This window comes from Neobacillus sp. B4I6, assembly GCF_050434045.1.
Lineage (GTDB): Bacteria > Bacillota > Bacilli > Bacillales > Cytobacillaceae > Neobacillus.
Map to the genome: position 1 here is coordinate 1,043,496 of NZ_JBNPWB010000002.1, position 17,439 is coordinate 1,060,934.

Genomic DNA, 17,439 nt, shown 5'->3' on the forward strand with positions numbered 1-17,439 from the left:
ATCGTGCAAACAAACAAAAACTTTTAGTTTCAATTAAGAAACTAAGCCAACGTAACAAAATGAGCTAATCAACTTTCTTGGAGAGTTTGATCCTGGCTCAGGACGAACGCTGGCGGCGTGCCTAATACATGCAAGTCGAGCGGATCAATTGGAGCTTGCTCCTGTTGGTTAGCGGCGGACGGGTGAGTAACACGTGGGCAACCTGCCTGTAAGACTGGGATAACACCGGGAAACCGGTGCTAATACCGGATAATCCTTTTCCTCTCATGAGGAAAAGCTGAAAGTCGGTTTCGGCTGACACTTACAGATGGGCCCGCGGCGCATTAGCTAGTTGGTGAGGTAACGGCTCACCAAGGCGACGATGCGTAGCCGACCTGAGAGGGTGATCGGCCACACTGGGACTGAGACACGGCCCAGACTCCTACGGGAGGCAGCAGTAGGGAATCTTCCACAATGGACGAAAGTCTGATGGAGCAACGCCGCGTGAGCGATGAAGGCCTTCGGGTCGTAAAGCTCTGTTGTTAGGGAAGAACAAGTACCGGAGTAACTGCCGGTACCTTGACGGTACCTAACCAGAAAGCCACGGCTAACTACGTGCCAGCAGCCGCGGTAATACGTAGGTGGCAAGCGTTGTCCGGAATTATTGGGCGTAAAGCGCGCGCAGGCGGTCCTTTAAGTCTGATGTGAAAGCCCACGGCTCAACCGTGGAGGGTCATTGGAAACTGGGGGACTTGAGTGCAGAAGAGGAAAGCGGAATTCCACGTGTAGCGGTGAAATGCGTAGAGATGTGGAGGAACACCAGTGGCGAAGGCGGCTTTCTGGTCTGTAACTGACGCTGAGGCGCGAAAGCGTGGGGAGCAAACAGGATTAGATACCCTGGTAGTCCACGCCGTAAACGATGAGTGCTAAGTGTTAGGGGGTTTCCGCCCCTTAGTGCTGCAGCTAACGCATTAAGCACTCCGCCTGGGGAGTACGGCCGCAAGGCTGAAACTCAAAGGAATTGACGGGGGCCCGCACAAGCGGTGGAGCATGTGGTTTAATTCGAAGCAACGCGAAGAACCTTACCAGGTCTTGACATCCTCTGACACTCCTAGAGATAGGATTTTCCCCTTCGGGGGACAGAGTGACAGGTGGTGCATGGTTGTCGTCAGCTCGTGTCGTGAGATGTTGGGTTAAGTCCCGCAACGAGCGCAACCCTTGATCTTAGTTGCCAGCATTCAGTTGGGCACTCTAAGGTGACTGCCGGTGACAAACCGGAGGAAGGTGGGGATGACGTCAAATCATCATGCCCCTTATGACCTGGGCTACACACGTGCTACAATGGATGGTACAAAGGGCTGCAAGACCGCGAGGTTTAGCCAATCCCATAAAACCATTCTCAGTTCGGATTGCAGGCTGCAACTCGCCTGCATGAAGCCGGAATCGCTAGTAATCGCGGATCAGCATGCCGCGGTGAATACGTTCCCGGGCCTTGTACACACCGCCCGTCACACCACGAGAGTTTGTAACACCCGAAGTCGGTGGGGTAACCGCAAGGAGCCAGCCGCCTAAGGTGGGACAGATGATTGGGGTGAAGTCGTAACAAGGTAGCCGTATCGGAAGGTGCGGCTGGATCACCTCCTTTCTAAGGATAAAGCTGGACCTGTGAGCCAGACAAACAGTTTGTGACACGATCTTTGTTTGTTTAGTTTTGAGAGTACAATTCTCTCAAAGCTTTTTTTAATCGTTCTTTGAAAACTAGATAATCGTAATGAAGAAGTCAATGTAAGAACCGAGTCAATGCCAATTTCTTATTTAATAAGAAGAAACAAACCTTTTAGGTTAAGTTAGAAAGGGCGCACGGTGAATGCCTTGGCACTAGGAGCCGATGAAGGACGGGACTAACACCGATATGCTTCGGGGAGCTGTAAGTAAGCTTTGATCCGGAGATTTCCGAATGGGGGAACCCACTGTTCGTAATGGAACAGTATCTTTACCTGAATACATAGGGTATGGAAGGCATACCCGGGGAACTGAAACATCTAAGTACCCGGAGGAAGAGAAAGCAAACGCGATTCCCTGAGTAGCGGCGAGCGAAACGGGACATAGCCCAAACCAAGAGGCTTGCCTCTTGGGGTTGTAGGACACTCAACATGGAGTTACAAAGGAACGGGGTAGATGAAGCGATCTGGAAAGATCCGTCATAGAAGGTAAAAACCCTGTAGTCGAAACTTCGTTCCCTCCTGAGTGGATCCTGAGTACGGCCGGACACGAGAAATCCGGTCGGAAGCAGGGAGGACCATCTCCCAAGGCTAAATACTCCCTAGTGACCGATAGTGAACCAGTACCGTGAGGGAAAGGTGAAAAGCACCCCGGAAGGGGAGTGAAATAGTTCCTGAAACCGTGTGCCTACAAGTAGTTAGAGCCCGTTAATGGGTGATAGCGTGCCTTTTGTAGAATGAACCGGCGAGTTACGATCCCATGCAAGGTTAAGTTGAAGAGACGGAGCCGCAGCGAAAGCGAGTCTGAATAGGGCGTATGAGTATGTGGTCGTAGACCCGAAACCAGGTGATCTACCCATGTCCAGGGTGAAGTCCAGGTAACACTGGATGGAGGCCCGAACCCACGCACGTTGAAAAGTGCGGGGATGAGGTGTGGGTAGCGGAGAAATTCCAATCGAACTTGGAGATAGCTGGTTCTCTCCGAAATAGCTTTAGGGCTAGCCTCACGTAGTAAGAGTCTTGGAGGTAGAGCACTGTTTGGACTAGGGGCCCTCATCGGGTTACCGAATTCAGACAAACTCCGAATGCCAAAGACTTATCCGTGGGAGTCAGACTGCGAGTGATAAGATCCGTAGTCAAAAGGGAAACAGCCCAGACCACCAGCTAAGGTCCCAAAGTATACGTTAAGTGGAAAAGGATGTGGAGTTGTTTAGACAACCAGGATGTTGGCTTAGAAGCAGCCACCATTTAAAGAGTGCGTAATAGCTCACTGGTCGAATGACTCTGCGCCGAAAATGTACCGGGGCTAAACGTATCACCGAAGCTGTGGATTGACATCTTAGATGTCAGTGGTAGGAGAGCGTTCTAAGGGCGTCGAAGCTAGACCGTAAGGACTGGTGGAGCGCTTAGAAGTGAGAATGCCGGTATGAGTAGCGAAAGATGAGTGAGAATCTCATCCACCGAATGCCTAAGGTTTCCTGAGGAAGGCTCGTCCGCTCAGGGTTAGTCGGGACCTAAGCCGAGGCCGAAAGGCGTAGGCGATGGACAACAGGTTGATATTCCTGTACCACCTCTTTATCGTTTGAGCAATGGGGGGACGCAGGAGGATAGGGTAAGCGCGCTGTTGGATATGCGCGTCTAAGCAGTTAGGCTGAGAAGTAGGCAAATCCGCTTCTCGCATAAGGCTGAGCTGTGATAGCGAGGGAAATTTAGTACCGAAGTTCCTGATTCCACACTGCCAAGAAAAGCCTCTAGCGAGATAAAAGGTGCCCGTACCGCAAACCGACACAGGTAGGCGAGGAGAGAATCCTAAGGTGAGCGAGAGAACTCTCGTTAAGGAACTCGGCAAAATGACCCCGTAACTTCGGGAGAAGGGGTGCTTTTTGAGGTGAATAGCCTCGAAGAGCCGCAGTGAATAGGCCCAGGCGACTGTTTAGCAAAAACACAGGTCTCTGCGAAGCCGCAAGGCGAAGTATAGGGGCTGACGCCTGCCCGGTGCTGGAAGGTTAAGAGGAGGGGTTAGCTCACGCGAAGCTCTGAATCGAAGCCCCAGTAAACGGCGGCCGTAACTATAACGGTCCTAAGGTAGCGAAATTCCTTGTCGGGTAAGTTCCGACCCGCACGAAAGGCGTAACGATCTGGGCACTGTCTCAACGAGAGACTCGGTGAAATTATAGTACCTGTGAAGATGCAGGTTACCCGCGACAGGACGGAAAGACCCCGTGGAGCTTTACTGTAGCCTGATATTGAATTTTGGTACAGCTTGTACAGGATAGGTAGGAGCCTGAGATACGTGAGCGCTAGCTTGCGTGGAGGCGTCGGTGGGATACTACCCTGGCTGTATTGAAATTCTAACCCGCACCCCTGATCGGGGTGGGAGACAGTGTCAGGTGGGCAGTTTGACTGGGGCGGTCGCCTCCTAAAGAGTAACGGAGGCGCCCAAAGGTTCCCTCAGAATGGTTGGAAATCATTCGCAGAGTGTAAAGGCACAAGGGAGCTTGACTGCGAGACCTACAAGTCGAGCAGGGACGAAAGTCGGGCTTAGTGATCCGGTGGTTCCGCATGGAAGGGCCATCGCTCAACGGATAAAAGCTACCCCGGGGATAACAGGCTTATCTCCCCCAAGAGTCCACATCGACGGGGAGGTTTGGCACCTCGATGTCGGCTCATCGCATCCTGGGGCTGTAGTCGGTCCCAAGGGTTGGGCTGTTCGCCCATTAAAGCGGTACGCGAGCTGGGTTCAGAACGTCGTGAGACAGTTCGGTCCCTATCCGTCGTGGGCGCAGGAAATTTGAGAGGAGCTGTCCTTAGTACGAGAGGACCGGGATGGACGCACCGCTGGTGTACCAGTTGTTCTGCCAAGGGCATCGCTGGGTAGCTATGTGCGGACGGGATAAGTGCTGAAAGCATCTAAGCATGAAGCCCCCCTCAAGATGAGATTTCCCATAGCGCAAGCTAGTAAGAACCCTGAAAGATGATCAGGTTGATAGGTCAGAGGTGGAAGCGTGGTAACATGTGGAGCTGACTGATACTAATCGTTCGAGGACTTAACCAATTTATAAGGCACACTCAGTTTTACAAACTTCTTCTGCATTATCTAGTTTTGAGGGAATGATACCTCAAAAAACAAGTCTGGCAGCAATGGCGAGAAGGTCACACCCGTTCCCATACCGAACACGGAAGTTAAGCTTCTCAGCGCCGATGGTAGTTGGGACACGCGTCCCTGTGAGAGTAGGACGTTGCCAGGCGGTATTATATGGAGGATTAGCTCAGCTGGGAGAGCATCTGCCTTACAAGCAGAGGGTCGGCGGTTCGAGCCCGTCATCCTCCACCATTTTTCTTTTACTATGCGGGTGTGGCGGAATTGGCAGACGCACCAGACTTAGGATCTGGCGCCGCAAGGCGTGGGGGTTCGACTCCCTTCACCCGCACCAAAGTTTTTTGCGTTAGAAAAAAACATCCATATAAGCGGAAGTAGTTCAGTGGTAGAACATCACCTTGCCAAGGTGGGGGTCGCGGGTTCGAATCCCGTCTTCCGCTCCAAACAGTGCCGGGGTGGCGGAACTGGCAGACGCACAGGACTTAAAATCCTGCGGTAGGTGACTACCGTACCGGTTCGATTCCGGTCCTCGGCACCATGTTTTATCGAAGGTAATTTAAAACATCAAATATAGCGCCCAGTGCGTCATATTATCGGGAAGTAGCTCAGCTTGGTAGAGCACTTGGTTTGGGACCAAGGGGTCGCAGGTTCGAATCCTGTCTTCCCGACCATTCTTTATTGCAGAATATTTTGGGGTCTTAGCTCAGCTGGGAGAGCGCCTGCTTTGCACGCAGGAGGTCAGGGGTTCGATCCCCCTAGACTCCACCTTAATAATATAATTTTTTTGGCGGTGTAGCTCAGCTGGCTAGAGCGCTCGGTTCATACCCGAAAGGTCGGGGGTTCGACTCCCTTCGCCGCTACCAAAATACTATTATATGATTTTCTTTTTCCATGGAGGAATACCCAAGTTTGGCTGAAGGGATCGGTCTTGAAAACCGACAGGCGGGTAACACCGCGCGGGGGTTCGAATCCCTCTTCCTCCTCCAGTTTTATTATTTTTTATATGTGGAGGGGTAGCGAAGTGGCTAAACGCGGCGGACTGTAAATCCGCTCCCTCCGGGTTCGGCGGTTCGAATCCGTCCCCCTCCACCATGTTTAGGGGCATAGTTTAAAGGTAGAACTAAGGTCTCCAAAACCTTCAGTGTGGGTTCAATTCCTACTGCCCCTGTCAAAAAGGCAAAAAAAATTCCAAGTATATGCTTGGAATTTTTTTTGCCTTTTTTTATTTTGCCTCTTTCGTCGCATGCGGCGGGATTAACTTGTTTGGGCTCCTTATTAAAAAAATAGTTTAATATTTTGTAAAAAAATAAAACTTATTGTTTCGGTTTATAACATAATGTAATATACTATATACAAATAAGTATAACACATTTATAATGAATCTATTGAATATAACATATTTAATGTAGATAAGGGGGGGGTAATTATTAAATTATCTAAACGTCAGGATGAAATCCTCCAGATTGTTAAACAAAACGGGCCCATTACAGGAAAAGACATCGCAGAGAAGCTTTCATTAACAAGAGCTGCACTAAGACCCGATCTTGCCATTTTAACGATGTCAGGTAACTTAGATGCAAGGCCGCGAGTAGGTTATTTTTTTAATGAAAGCTTTGAAGCAAAGCAACAGGCTAAAAGGTTTATCCACCAAAAGGTAACGGATTATAAAGCCCATCCAATTGTCGTTGAGAAATCAACCTCCGTGTATGATGCGATCGTGCAGCTCTTTTTAGAGGATGTGGGCACACTTTATGCGGTTGATACAAAAGGACATCTAGCAGGGGTTGTTTCCCGTAAGGATTTGCTCAGAGCATCACTAGGAAATCAAAATCTAAATGAATTGCCTGTCAGTGTCATCATGACTAGAATGCCAAATATTATTACAATAAATCCTGAAGAGACCTTGCTCGAAGCAGCCAAAAAGATGATCCATAATCGCATTGACTCTTTACCAGTTGTTAAGGAAATAGAGGAGCAAAGAAGTACATATTTGCTGGTAGGAAGAATCACCAAAACCACTATAACGCGGGCATATTTAGAAATCATGGAAAACAATTCAAACTAAGGAGAGTGGCTGCCATTTTGGTACAGAAAGAAGTTGTCTATGTTGTATCTGACTCAGTAGGTGAAACAGCTGAGTTTGTAGTAAAGGCAGTGGCAACACAATTTAATGGCGGGCAGGTAGAAATTCGCCGTAATTCCTATGTGGATGATTTTGAAGATATTGAAGATATCATTTTACTAGCAAAAAAGGGACGGACGATTATTGCCTATACGATCGTTATTCCATCATTAAAAGAGTATTTAGATCGACGTGCAAAAGAAGAGAGCATTTTTGCTGTAGATTTACTAAGTCCATTGATGAATGCGTTTGAAATAAGCTTCAATAAACAGCCGCACCATCGACCTGGATTGATGAGAAAATTGGACGAAGAATACTTCCGGAAAATTGAAGCAATTGAATTTGCAGTTAAGTATGATGATGGGCGTGACCCAAGAGGGATCAAAAAGGCGGATATTGTTCTAGTCGGTATCTCACGTACATCTAAGACCCCTTTGTCTATGTACTTAGCACATAAACGATTTAAAGTGGCCAATGTTCCTTTGGTTCCAGAGGTGCCACCGCCAGATGAATTATTCGAAATACCCCGTAAGAATTGTATTGGATTAATAATATCACCAGATAAATTAAACGAAATTCGCAAGGAACGTCTAAAGGCTTTAGGGTTAGCCTCACAGGCTAACTATGCAAGCTTTGGGCGAATTCTTGAGGAACTTGATCATGCTGAAAAAGTAATGAAGCGATTAGGCTGTCCTGTTATTGATGTATCAAATAAAGCTGTTGAAGAAACAGCTGGCTTAATTTTAGACGTGTTAAAAAAAGAGAGGAGCTACTAATAATGGAAAAATTCGTTTATTTATTTCATGAAGGAAATGGCAATATGAAGGGGTTACTTGGGGGAAAAGGGGCAAACCTAGCGGAAATGACGCGTATTGGTCTTCCGGTTCCGTATGGTTTTACAATCACTACACAGGCTTGCAATGCATTCTATGAAGCTAGCAAAACCATTCCAACCTTTGTTGAAGTCCAGACTTTAGAGGCTCTAACCCGTCTTGAAGAAAAAATGGGCAAAAAGCTTGGCGACCCAAAAAATCCTTTGCTCGTTTCCGTACGTTCTGGTTCTGTTTTCTCCATGCCTGGCATGATGGATACCATCTTGAATCTTGGAATGAATGATGAAACCGTTATCGGTGTAGCAGAATTAACCAATAATCCACGGTTTGCTTATGATTCCTACCGTCGTTTCATACAAATGTTTAGTAATGTTGTACTAGATATCGATACCTACTACTTTGAACAATTATTAGAAGAAATACGCGAGGAAAAAGGCTATTCCTCTGACCCAGAAATGAGTGCTGATGACTGGAAAGAAGTGATTATTGGCTATAAAGGTATAGTCAAAAAGCATAAACGAAAGGATTTCCCGCAAGATCCAAAAGAGCAGCTATTCCTTGCGATTCATGCAGTCTTTAACTCTTGGAATAATCAGCGTGCGATAGTCTACCGTCGCCTTAACAAAATTGCTGACCATTTAGGAACAGCTGTAAATATTCAAAGTATGGTGTTTGGCAACATGGGGAATGATTCAGGCACAGGCGTAGCATTCACAAGAAATCCATCGACTGGTGAGCATGTCCTTTACGGTGAATACTTAATCAATGCCCAAGGGGAAGATGTAGTGGCAGGGATTCGTACTCCACAGCCAATCGCTACTTTAAAAGATGAAATGCCAGGAGTATATAAGCAATTCACTGATACTTGCAAGCGCTTGGAACAGCATTACGAAGAAATGCAAGATATCGAATTTACGGTTGAAGGTGGTAAGCTATTTATCCTGCAAACCCGTAATGGAAAAAGAACAGCGCAGGCAGCGATTCGAATCGCCGTGGAAATGGTCGAAGAAGGAATCATTGATAAAAAGACGGCCTTGCTACGTGTTGACCCGGAACAATTAGATCAACTGCTGCATCGCAGGATTGACGACAAATTTGAGAAGAGAGTTTTAGCTAAAGGCTTGCCAGCATCACCAGGTGCAGCGACAGGTCAAGTCGTTTTTGATGCCGATGAAGCAGAGCAATTAAATAATGATGGAAAAAAAGTAATTCTTGTTCGTCCTGAAACCACTCCAGATGATATCCATGGTATCGTTGCATCGCAAGCAATACTGACAAGCCGAGGCGGCATGACAAGCCACGCTGCAGTTGTCGCGCGTGGTATGGGGAAAGCGTGTATTTGCGGATGTGAAGCATTAAAGATAGATCTGAAAGCTAAACAATTTACAATTGGTGAGACAGTTATTAATTATGGAGATATCATAACGATTGATGGCTCTACGGGTGAAATTATGCTTGGGGAGATTCCAATGATTGACCCAGAACTTTCGGATGAGTTTCAAATGTTGCTTGCATGGGCAGACCAAGAGCGTAAATTAGGGGTCCGTGCCAATGCAGATAACCCAGAAGATGCAAAAAAGGCATTTGAATTTGGTGCAGGCGGAATTGGCTTATGCCGTACTGAACATATGTTTATGGATTTAAAACGGATTCCAATCGTGCAAAAAATGATTCTTGCTGAAACTTATAATGAGAGAATGGAAGCTTTGAACCTGTTATTGCCCATGCAGCAAGGGGACTTTGAAGGAATCTTCGAAGCTATGCAAGGATTACCTGTCACTATCCGTTTACTAGATCCACCCTTACATGAATTCTTACCGGATAAAGAGGAACTGTTAGTGGAAGTAACGAAGCTTCAGATTTTAGATCCACAATCACCAGAATTGAAGAAAAAAGAGCAATTGCTGAAAAAAGTCCGCCAATTAGATGAGTTTAACCCTATGCTTGGCCACCGTGGCTGCCGCCTTGGGATGATTTACCCGGAAATTTATGAAATGCAAGCAAAAGCCATTTTCTATGCAGCCGCTAAGCTCGCTGATAAAGGCATCGAAGTACAACCAGAAATCATGATTCCTTTGGTCGGTCATGTGAATGAATTAAAGGATATGCGTAAATTGGTGATCGATGCGGCATTACTTGTCCAGGAGGAAACTGGAAAAAGCTTCAAGTACACGATTGGAACCATGATTGAAATTCCGCGTGCTGCTTTAACTGCAGATAAAATTGCCGAGGAAGCTGATTTCTTTTCGTTTGGGACCAATGATTTAACACAAACAACATTTGGTTACAGCCGTGATGATGCGGAAGGCAAGTTCCTGCAAGCTTACATTGAAAATAAAGTGCTTCCGGATAATCCGTTTGCTGTCCTTGATCAAGAAGGCGTAGGTAAGCTTGTTGAAACAGGGGTGAAGCTTGGCCGTGGAACAAAACCGTCCTTAAAAACAGGTATTTGCGGCGAGCATGGCGGAGAAAAGAGCTCGATTGAATTCTGCTACAAAACCGGCCTAGATTATGTTAGTTGTTCACCATACCGCGTACCACTAGCACGTTTGGCTGCAGCACAAGCAACCATTCGACATGAACAAAATAAACAAGAAGTTTTTACAACAGCATAAAGGAAGAACAAGGGATGTTGCAGTATGCACCATCCCTTTTTTATTGTGATGTAATTGGATAGACGCCCATTTTATGCAAATACTATAAAAAATTATTTTAAAGGGGACTTACAATGGGGGCTATTGAACGCAGCGGTTATCGATTTGTACCAGAATTTAGTGTCATTCAACAAAATGGGGCCATTCATGTATATAATCAGGATAACTTCATCGAGGAAATTAAATTCCACTTCTCAGGGAAGTTTCCTGAACTGGATCAGATCGAAGACCTGGTTGATCAATATTGCAGCCAGCATCAACTTTGAAACCGAATGCTTGTTCGGTTTTTTATTTTGTGATAGAATGGATATAATAAACCATTTTATAGAAATGGAGGGAAATCCATGAATAAATTAACCACTATATACCCTCAAGCGATAGAACATACAAAATTGAAAGTGTATGAAGATATTAACCATTATTTCGAAACGATGGAAACACTGCCAACCATTGAACAATACCTAACTGACAGAAGCCATTATGTTGAGCAAATTTGGACCAATGTTTGGCTGAATAAGTCGACCAATGATGTTCCAAGGAATGAAAAAAAGCAATATTTAACTGATAAAGGCTTCGAGGTACAGGGAATCGACAAAAAACTAATCAACAAGTTATTTAGGGATGAAATGCGAACCTATCATGTCTTTGATACGATGGGGTGGGTTCATGAAACATTTTTAGGTAAAGAACAAGAGTGGGAGAAACAGTATCAGGAGGCGAAGGTTAATTTTATAAAACGAGAAGAACAAAAACAGCACGAAGAACAGAAGCAATTGATTAGAAGTGAGATTGAAGATACCGCTGTTGGAATCCTGGAAGAACAATATGAGCTGTTTTATTTATATGTTCGTTACTTCGTTGCCATACAACTAGTTGCTGACCTACAAAATAATGTAAAGTTTCAATCGGTTGATACCTTTGCATTAGAGGAAAAATTAGTGGATGAAGGCCATTTTAACCCCTCAGTCTATACAACTGTTGCCACCTTTTTTGAAGAACTGACAGGGGATATCCATAAAACTTTGAATTGGGGCAGGAGTTTTTATGAATATCAAACCTATTTTTTCGTTTATGAAAGCTTAATTGCTGACTATTTGTCTGAGCTTATTCCGGAAAAAATATTAGAGCAGCTTTCTGAAAAAGTTAAGGATGATTTTCATGAAACCTTTCTTGAGAAACTATCGGCATCCTTCGTTAAGGGCAGCATTGCTCAGGTTCTTTATGATGTCGAGGGTTATTTTATTGAGGATATCCAAGCTGAATACCTATCAGACTTAATACGTTTGGCAGAAATACCTTTTGATGCAAAGGTTCATAAAGAAATTTTTGAAAAAGACTTCCAAGCGCGCGAGCAAAAACAAAAAGAAGCGCAAGAAGAACTCGAGCGAAAAAAAGCAGAAGAAGAGCGGATGATGAAGGAAATCTTTGCAACGGAATACGACCCTTCGTTACACCGTCAGGTCCGTTATGTCTTGCACATTGGCGAAACCAATACAGGGAAAACCCATCATGCGCTAGAAAGAATGAAAGATGCTTATAGCGGGTTATATTTAGCGCCGCTTCGATTATTAGCACTTGAGGTATTTGATAAATTAAACGCTGAGGGGACGCCGTGTTCCTTAAAAACTGGGGAGGAGGAAAAAATCACCCCGGGTGCAAATCATACTTCCTGCACCGTGGAAATGTTTCACGAAAAAGAGTTTTATGAAATAATCGTCATTGATGAAGCACAAATGATTACCGATAAAGACCGTGGTTTTTCCTGGTATAAGGCAATCACAAAAGCTAATGCAGAGGAAGTCCATATCATAGGCAGCAGGAATTCAAAAACCATGCTGCTCCAGCTTTTAGGTAATTCCATTATCGAAGTTCATGAATACAGTCGTGATACTCCTCTTGAGGTTGAAACGAAGGAGTTTCATATTAAACACATTAAAAAAGGCGATGCGCTGATTTGTTTTTCACGAAGGCGAGTTCTTGAAACCGCCTCACGACTGCAAAATGACGGACATACTGTCAGCATGATCTACGGCAGCATGCCGCCAGAAACAAGAAAAAAGCAAATTCAGCAATTCAACACTGGAAAAACAAAAGTCATCGTTGCTACAGATGCGATTGGAATGGGCTTAAATCTACCAATTCGACGGATTGTTTTTTTAGAAAATGATAAGTTTGATGGAACTAGACGACGACTGCTGACATCACAAGAAGTGAAGCAAATTGCTGGACGTGCGGGTCGAAAAGGTATTTACAATATTGGCAAAGTGGCCTTTACTAGTGATATCAGAAAAATGAGAAACTTGCTTTTGCAGGAGGATGAGCCTGTTCATACCTTTGCAATTGCACCAACCAATTCAGTTTTTGAACGCTTTCAACGCTATTATCACGACTTAGGTACATTTTTTGAATTATGGGGGAAATTTGAAAGTCCAAACGGAACGAAAAAAGCTTCCCTTGCCGAGGAAAAGTCGTTGTATCAAATGGTAGCAGGTACTGAAATTGAAGCACGTTTATCCTTAATGGACCTTTATGGATTTTTACATCTGCCTTTTTCAAAAAATGAACCAGTATTAACGAAGCAATGGGAAGAAAAAATGTATGCCATTATCCATGGGAGAGAACTCCCAGAACCGATTGTAAAGGAACGAAGCTTGGAGGAATTAGAACTCAGTTACAAAGCAATTGGACTTCATTTGTTATTTTTATATCGACTAGGAGAGCGAACGACAGCAATCTATTGGGAGCGGCTAAGAGAAGAGGTTAGCGATAAAGTGCAGGACCGCTTAAAGACGGATATAAATAAATTCGTTAAAAAATGCAAAACCTGTGGAAAGAAGCTGCCATGGGATCATTCTTTTCCTACTTGTGAGGCCTGTTATGCAGCGAAGACTAGAAGATATCGATATGATGAATATTAAGAATAACCCGGTGTTCTAACCTTAGGAACCCGGGTTATTCTTCAATTAAAACCAAATTAATGTAAATATGTTAAAATAAAACTCTGATAATTCGTTCCATGAAAGTGAAGTGAAAAAGATGCAACTATCATTAACAGTAAGAGGCCCTGGTGTTGAAGCGGTTTCTTACCTTATAGCTAAAAATCCGAATAATCTATATGAGCGTGGAGAGAAAGGGTTGACTGTCCGTCTGGTCTACCCGACTTTTTCAAGCGAGGAAGTACAGTTTTTGATCTATGTTAAAACGGATCCAATTGAACTAGTGAAAAACTCACCTGATTCTTTTGATATTACCCATTACATAAATGACCGCGAGTTTGCGGCAAGCAGTATTTTTGTTTCCTCGATTCGTAAAGCGCTGGGGACTGCACTGAATGGGAAACCAGCAGAGGAATATGCTTCATGGGTCGAGCATTCCTTTGAAATGGAATTAACCTTTGGACCGATTGCTACTGATTTAAGCATTAGGGAACTTGAAGCGTTATTTGCTCCAATGGGTTACACCATCAAGATGGAATACGGGGAAAGTTTTATTCGCGAAAAAAGCTCTGCCCGATTTATTACCCTGTTAGGGAAACAAACGCTCCAGAATGCACTTAAACATATTTCGATTTTAATTCCCGTTATTGATAACTATAAGCATTATTTTATTGACGAAAGAGAATTGGAAAAGTTGGACCGCTACGGGGAAGGATGGTTAGAGGAACATCCACAAAAGGCGCTGATTTTAAGACGTTCGTTACGGTTTCAAAAGGTGATTTCTCAGTCAAGATTCTATGAAAAAGAGACGAAAATCAATGAGAAGCATGAACCTCCGAGAATCCGTTTAAATGACCTTCGTTACGAAGCGATTATTAAATATATTGAGGCCCTGCAAAAAAAAGCCACTATTGTTGACTTTGGTGCTGGTGAAGGGAAGTTATCTGTTCAGCTGGGATTTATTAAAGGGGTGCAAGAGATACTTTCTGTTGAACCATCGAATAAAGCTCGGTTAAAGGCATTGGAACGATTCGACTATACAAAGGCGAAACGTGGATTTGTAGAACCCAAGTCCTTGGCAGGATCGTTATTTTATTATGATGAACGGTTGAGTAACAAGGATGTCATGGTTTTATGTGAAGTGATTGAACATATTGATGAATACCGGTTAACAAGGGTATTCGAGACGATTTTTAAAGACTATCGACCAGAAGTGTTGATCGTGACCACGCCTAACCAAGAATACAATGTTGTCTATGATATGAATGAGGAAATGAGACACCACGATCATCGCTTTGAATGGACAAGGGCACAGCTTCACCAAAAGATGGAAGCTTTGACAAAAATCTATCCATACCAAGTAAGTTATAAAGGCATTGGTGAAGAAAACCAACTATACGGGCATCCTACTCAAATGGTTATTTTCAGAAGGGAGGAGGGATGATGGCGAAAATTAATTTGCCTCATGCGGGTATCGTCTTACTTGTAGGACCGTCCAATTCGGGTAAAACGACTTTAATAAATCAATTAATGCAAGAACAACAGATTTATGCATCGGAAGTAGTAAGTTCCGATCAGTTCCGTGTTTTAGTTAGCGATGTTGAATTTATTGATTGGAATCGGCGACCTAAATATGAAGCAGATGCTCTTTTTAATGAATACCAAAAAATTTCAAAAGAAGCTTTTGAAGCGATGGATTATATCATTGCCAAACGTTGCCGCCTCAATAAATTAACATTTATCGATGCTACTCATTTACGTGATTACGAACGTGAAAAATACCTGCATATGGCTAAGAGGTATCATGTTCCGGCCATTGCAATTGTGCTGAATTTGGCAGAAACTGAATTACTCAGACGTGACTTAGAGAGGGATTTCCCAAGAGGTAAAAACCGTATCAAGCAGCAATACCAACATTTCAAGAAGACGCTTCGCTCCATTAAAAAGGAGGGCTTTCGGCGATGCTACATATTCGGTGATGAAGAATTGCAAGTCTTAAATGTGAACCGACTTGGTAATCCATTACTAATGGATGTTGGCAATGGCATTGATTTTATTGGGGATATTCACGGTTGCTTTGAAGAGTTTAGCGAAATCCTGTCAAAGCTTGGTTATATAGAAAATGAAGAGGGTTATTTTATCCATCCAGAAGGACGGAAAATCCTTTCCCTTGGGGATGTGATGAGTAGGGGACCTCGTTCGATCGAGACGCTGCAATTTTTTCAAAAGCATGTAGCAGCAGGACTTGCCTATATGATTGACAGTAATCATGGTTGGAAAATCGCCCGCTGGCTTGACGGTAAGAATGTTAAGCTTGCTCATGGTGATGAAAATGTAAAGGCTGAATTTGATGAGTATGAAGGTAAATTTGGTAAAGATGAGACCGATCGTTTAAAGGAACAAATAAGAGACATGCTGTTAGAGGCTAAATCACATTACATTATCCAGAAAAATGGAGTCAACGTCGCTGTTGCAGTCCATGCAGGAATCAAAGACCATTATATCGGCAAACAATCGCCGCGCATTTCCGATTTCTGTCGGTACGGAGACTCGGATGGCCTTGACGAAAACGGCAAACCCGTCCGAAAAGATTGGTCAATTGCTCATCAGTCCAACGAACTTATTCTCTGGGGGCATGATCCTAGGACGCAGCCATTATTGGTTAATAACACCCTCAATATTGACCAAGGAGTCGTTTTTGGTGGCAACCTAACGGCATATTGTTTTCCGGAAAGGAAATTTGTTTCTGTCAAAGCGAAAGCCGATTATGCAAATGTGTCGGACAATCCATTAAAGGTATTGGAAAGTAAAAGGCTGGCTCCGCCCAAAATCGCAAAATTTTTAGAAGGATTTTCGGTATTAACGGAACTATATGGGGAGATTGCAATTTATGCGGATAGTACGAAATCAGCACTGGATGACCTTTCCCATTACACATTGCCGCTTGAGGAGATTGTCTATCTTCCGCCTACGATGAGCCCGACATCGAAACCATCGAGTTTAGCAGGATACTTAGAGCATCCGATTGAAGCATTTGAATACTATCAGGCGAATGGGGTTGACACGATGGTTGTCGAGAAAAAGCATATGGGCAGCCGCGGCATTTTGTTTCTTTTTAAAAATAAAGAAACCGCTAAAGAGTATATTGGCAGGGAAACATTAGGATTGATATACACGCGGACTGGCCGGGCCTTTTTCAAAAAAGAACTGGAAGAACAAATATTACAAGTATTAAATGCTAACTTGAGTGGTTATTTTGAAAAATACAACACTGATTTTGTCCTGATGGACGCTGAGATCCTTCCGTGGAATCTAAAAGCAAAAGAATTAATTATGAATCAATATGCTCATGTTGGTGAGATGGCATTGCTTGATCGCAGTAAATTACAGGAACAGTTGAAAAAAGCTTTGGATAACGGTAAGGATGTTTCAAATTGGCTCGAGGAAACGGATGAAAAGATACGCAATGCCCAAGTGTTTAACGAAGTGTATCAAAAGTATTGCTGGGAAACGGAAGGTTTAGCAGGCATTCAAATTGCCCCTTTTCATACACTTGCTCACAGTAATGAAACCTTTTTCGATAAACCGCACACGTGGCATATGGAGAAAAACAAAGAATTCAGCGTCCTATCAAATTTGTTCGTGGAAACGGAATATCGAATTGTTAACGATGAAGACTCCATGAAATCGGCCATCGAATGGTGGGAAGAAATGACGGAGGATGGGCATGAAGGCTTTGTTGTGAAACCGGAGTCTTATGTGGCACGACATAAAGGTAAGCTTCTCCAGCCGGCCATTAAAGTGAGAGGCCGAAAGTATCTGCATATTATCTACGGCATCGACTATTTACAACCAGAAAATCTTTCCCGTCTTAAGCGGCGAAATGCAGGTAAGAAACAACGAAATGCCCTAAAAGAATTTGCTTTAGGTGTGGAAGCGGTAAATCGTTTTGTTAGAAAAGAGTCACTGGAGCGCTACCATGAATGTGTGTTAGGTGTTCTGGCGCTTGAATCGGATCCGATTGACCCGCGACTATAGGAATAGGGAAACGAACTTGTCAGCCGGCAAGTTCGTTTTTCTATGTGTAATAATTT

The 17,439-nt window shown here is 44.0% G+C and carries 7 protein-coding genes, 10 tRNA genes and 3 rRNA genes; all 20 read left to right on the top strand.

All coding sequences use genetic code 11. The features are described from left to right. Positions 1-74: 74 nt before the first annotated feature. A 16S ribosomal RNA gene (locus QF028_RS07200) occupies positions 75-1,624 on the top strand. Between the two features lie 195 nt (positions 1,625-1,819). Further along, positions 1,820-4,755, top strand: a 23S ribosomal RNA gene (locus QF028_RS07205). A 76-nt stretch (positions 4,756-4,831) separates the two neighbouring features. Further along, positions 4,832-4,948: ribosomal RNA gene (rrf, locus tag QF028_RS07210) — 5S ribosomal RNA — on the top strand. Together the 16S, 23S and 5S rRNA genes with 10 tRNA genes alongside form the textbook arrangement of a ribosomal RNA operon. Positions 4,949-4,958: 10 nt before the next feature. Continuing rightward, positions 4,959-5,034: transfer RNA gene (locus tag QF028_RS07215), tRNA-Val, on the top strand. A gap of 15 nt (positions 5,035-5,049) precedes the next feature. Then, positions 5,050-5,134, top strand: a tRNA-Leu gene (locus tag QF028_RS07220). Positions 5,135-5,168: 34 nt separating this feature from the next. After that, positions 5,169-5,243, top strand: a tRNA-Gly gene (locus QF028_RS07225). A gap of 6 nt (positions 5,244-5,249) precedes the next feature. Next, positions 5,250-5,338: transfer RNA gene (locus QF028_RS07230), tRNA-Leu, on the top strand. Positions 5,339-5,394: 56 nt separating this feature from the next. Continuing rightward, positions 5,395-5,471: transfer RNA gene (locus QF028_RS07235), tRNA-Pro, on the top strand. A gap of 21 nt (positions 5,472-5,492) precedes the next feature. Continuing rightward, positions 5,493-5,565 (top strand) — tRNA-Ala (locus QF028_RS07240). A gap of 21 nt (positions 5,566-5,586) precedes the next feature. Next, positions 5,587-5,663, top strand: a tRNA-Met gene (locus QF028_RS07245). A 30-nt stretch (positions 5,664-5,693) separates the two neighbouring features. Next, positions 5,694-5,786 (top strand) — tRNA-Ser (locus QF028_RS07250). 21 nt (positions 5,787-5,807) lie between these two features. Then, positions 5,808-5,892: transfer RNA gene (locus QF028_RS07255), tRNA-Tyr, on the top strand. 5 nt (positions 5,893-5,897) lie between these two features. Continuing rightward, positions 5,898-5,968, top strand: a tRNA-Trp gene (locus QF028_RS07260). 255 nt (positions 5,969-6,223) lie between these two features. Next, positions 6,224-6,865: a helix-turn-helix transcriptional regulator gene (locus QF028_RS07265; protein WP_214999222.1), complete on the top strand. Its 642-nt coding sequence runs from the start codon at positions 6,224-6,226 to the stop codon at positions 6,863-6,865. A 17-nt stretch (positions 6,866-6,882) separates the two neighbouring features. Beyond that, positions 6,883-7,698: a pyruvate, water dikinase regulatory protein gene (locus QF028_RS07270; protein WP_214999047.1), complete on the top strand. Its 816-nt coding sequence runs from the start codon at positions 6,883-6,885 to the stop codon at positions 7,696-7,698. Positions 7,699-7,700: 2 nt separating this feature from the next. Then, entirely contained in the window at positions 7,701-10,370 is a 2,670-nt protein-coding gene (gene ppdK / locus QF028_RS07275) for a pyruvate, phosphate dikinase (RefSeq protein WP_429464646.1), read from the top strand. A 113-nt stretch (positions 10,371-10,483) separates the two neighbouring features. Next, positions 10,484-10,675 (top strand): YbxH family protein, encoded by a 192-nt coding sequence (locus QF028_RS07280; protein WP_168244672.1) that lies wholly within the window; start codon positions 10,484-10,486, stop codon positions 10,673-10,675. Positions 10,676-10,753: 78 nt separating this feature from the next. Next, on the top strand, positions 10,754-13,327 hold the full coding sequence (locus QF028_RS07285; protein WP_429464647.1) for a DEAD/DEAH box helicase: 2,574 nt from the start codon (positions 10,754-10,756) through the stop codon (positions 13,325-13,327). 118 nt (positions 13,328-13,445) lie between these two features. After that, positions 13,446-14,789, top strand: coding sequence for a methyltransferase domain-containing protein (locus tag QF028_RS07290; protein ID WP_429464648.1), 1,344 nt, complete (start codon positions 13,446-13,448; stop codon positions 14,787-14,789). Next, positions 14,789-17,383 (top strand): polynucleotide kinase-phosphatase, encoded by a 2,595-nt coding sequence (locus QF028_RS07295; protein ID WP_429464649.1) that lies wholly within the window; start codon positions 14,789-14,791, stop codon positions 17,381-17,383. The genes QF028_RS07290 and QF028_RS07295 overlap by 1 nt, the downstream gene beginning before the upstream one ends. Positions 17,384-17,439: the final 56 nt, after the last annotated feature.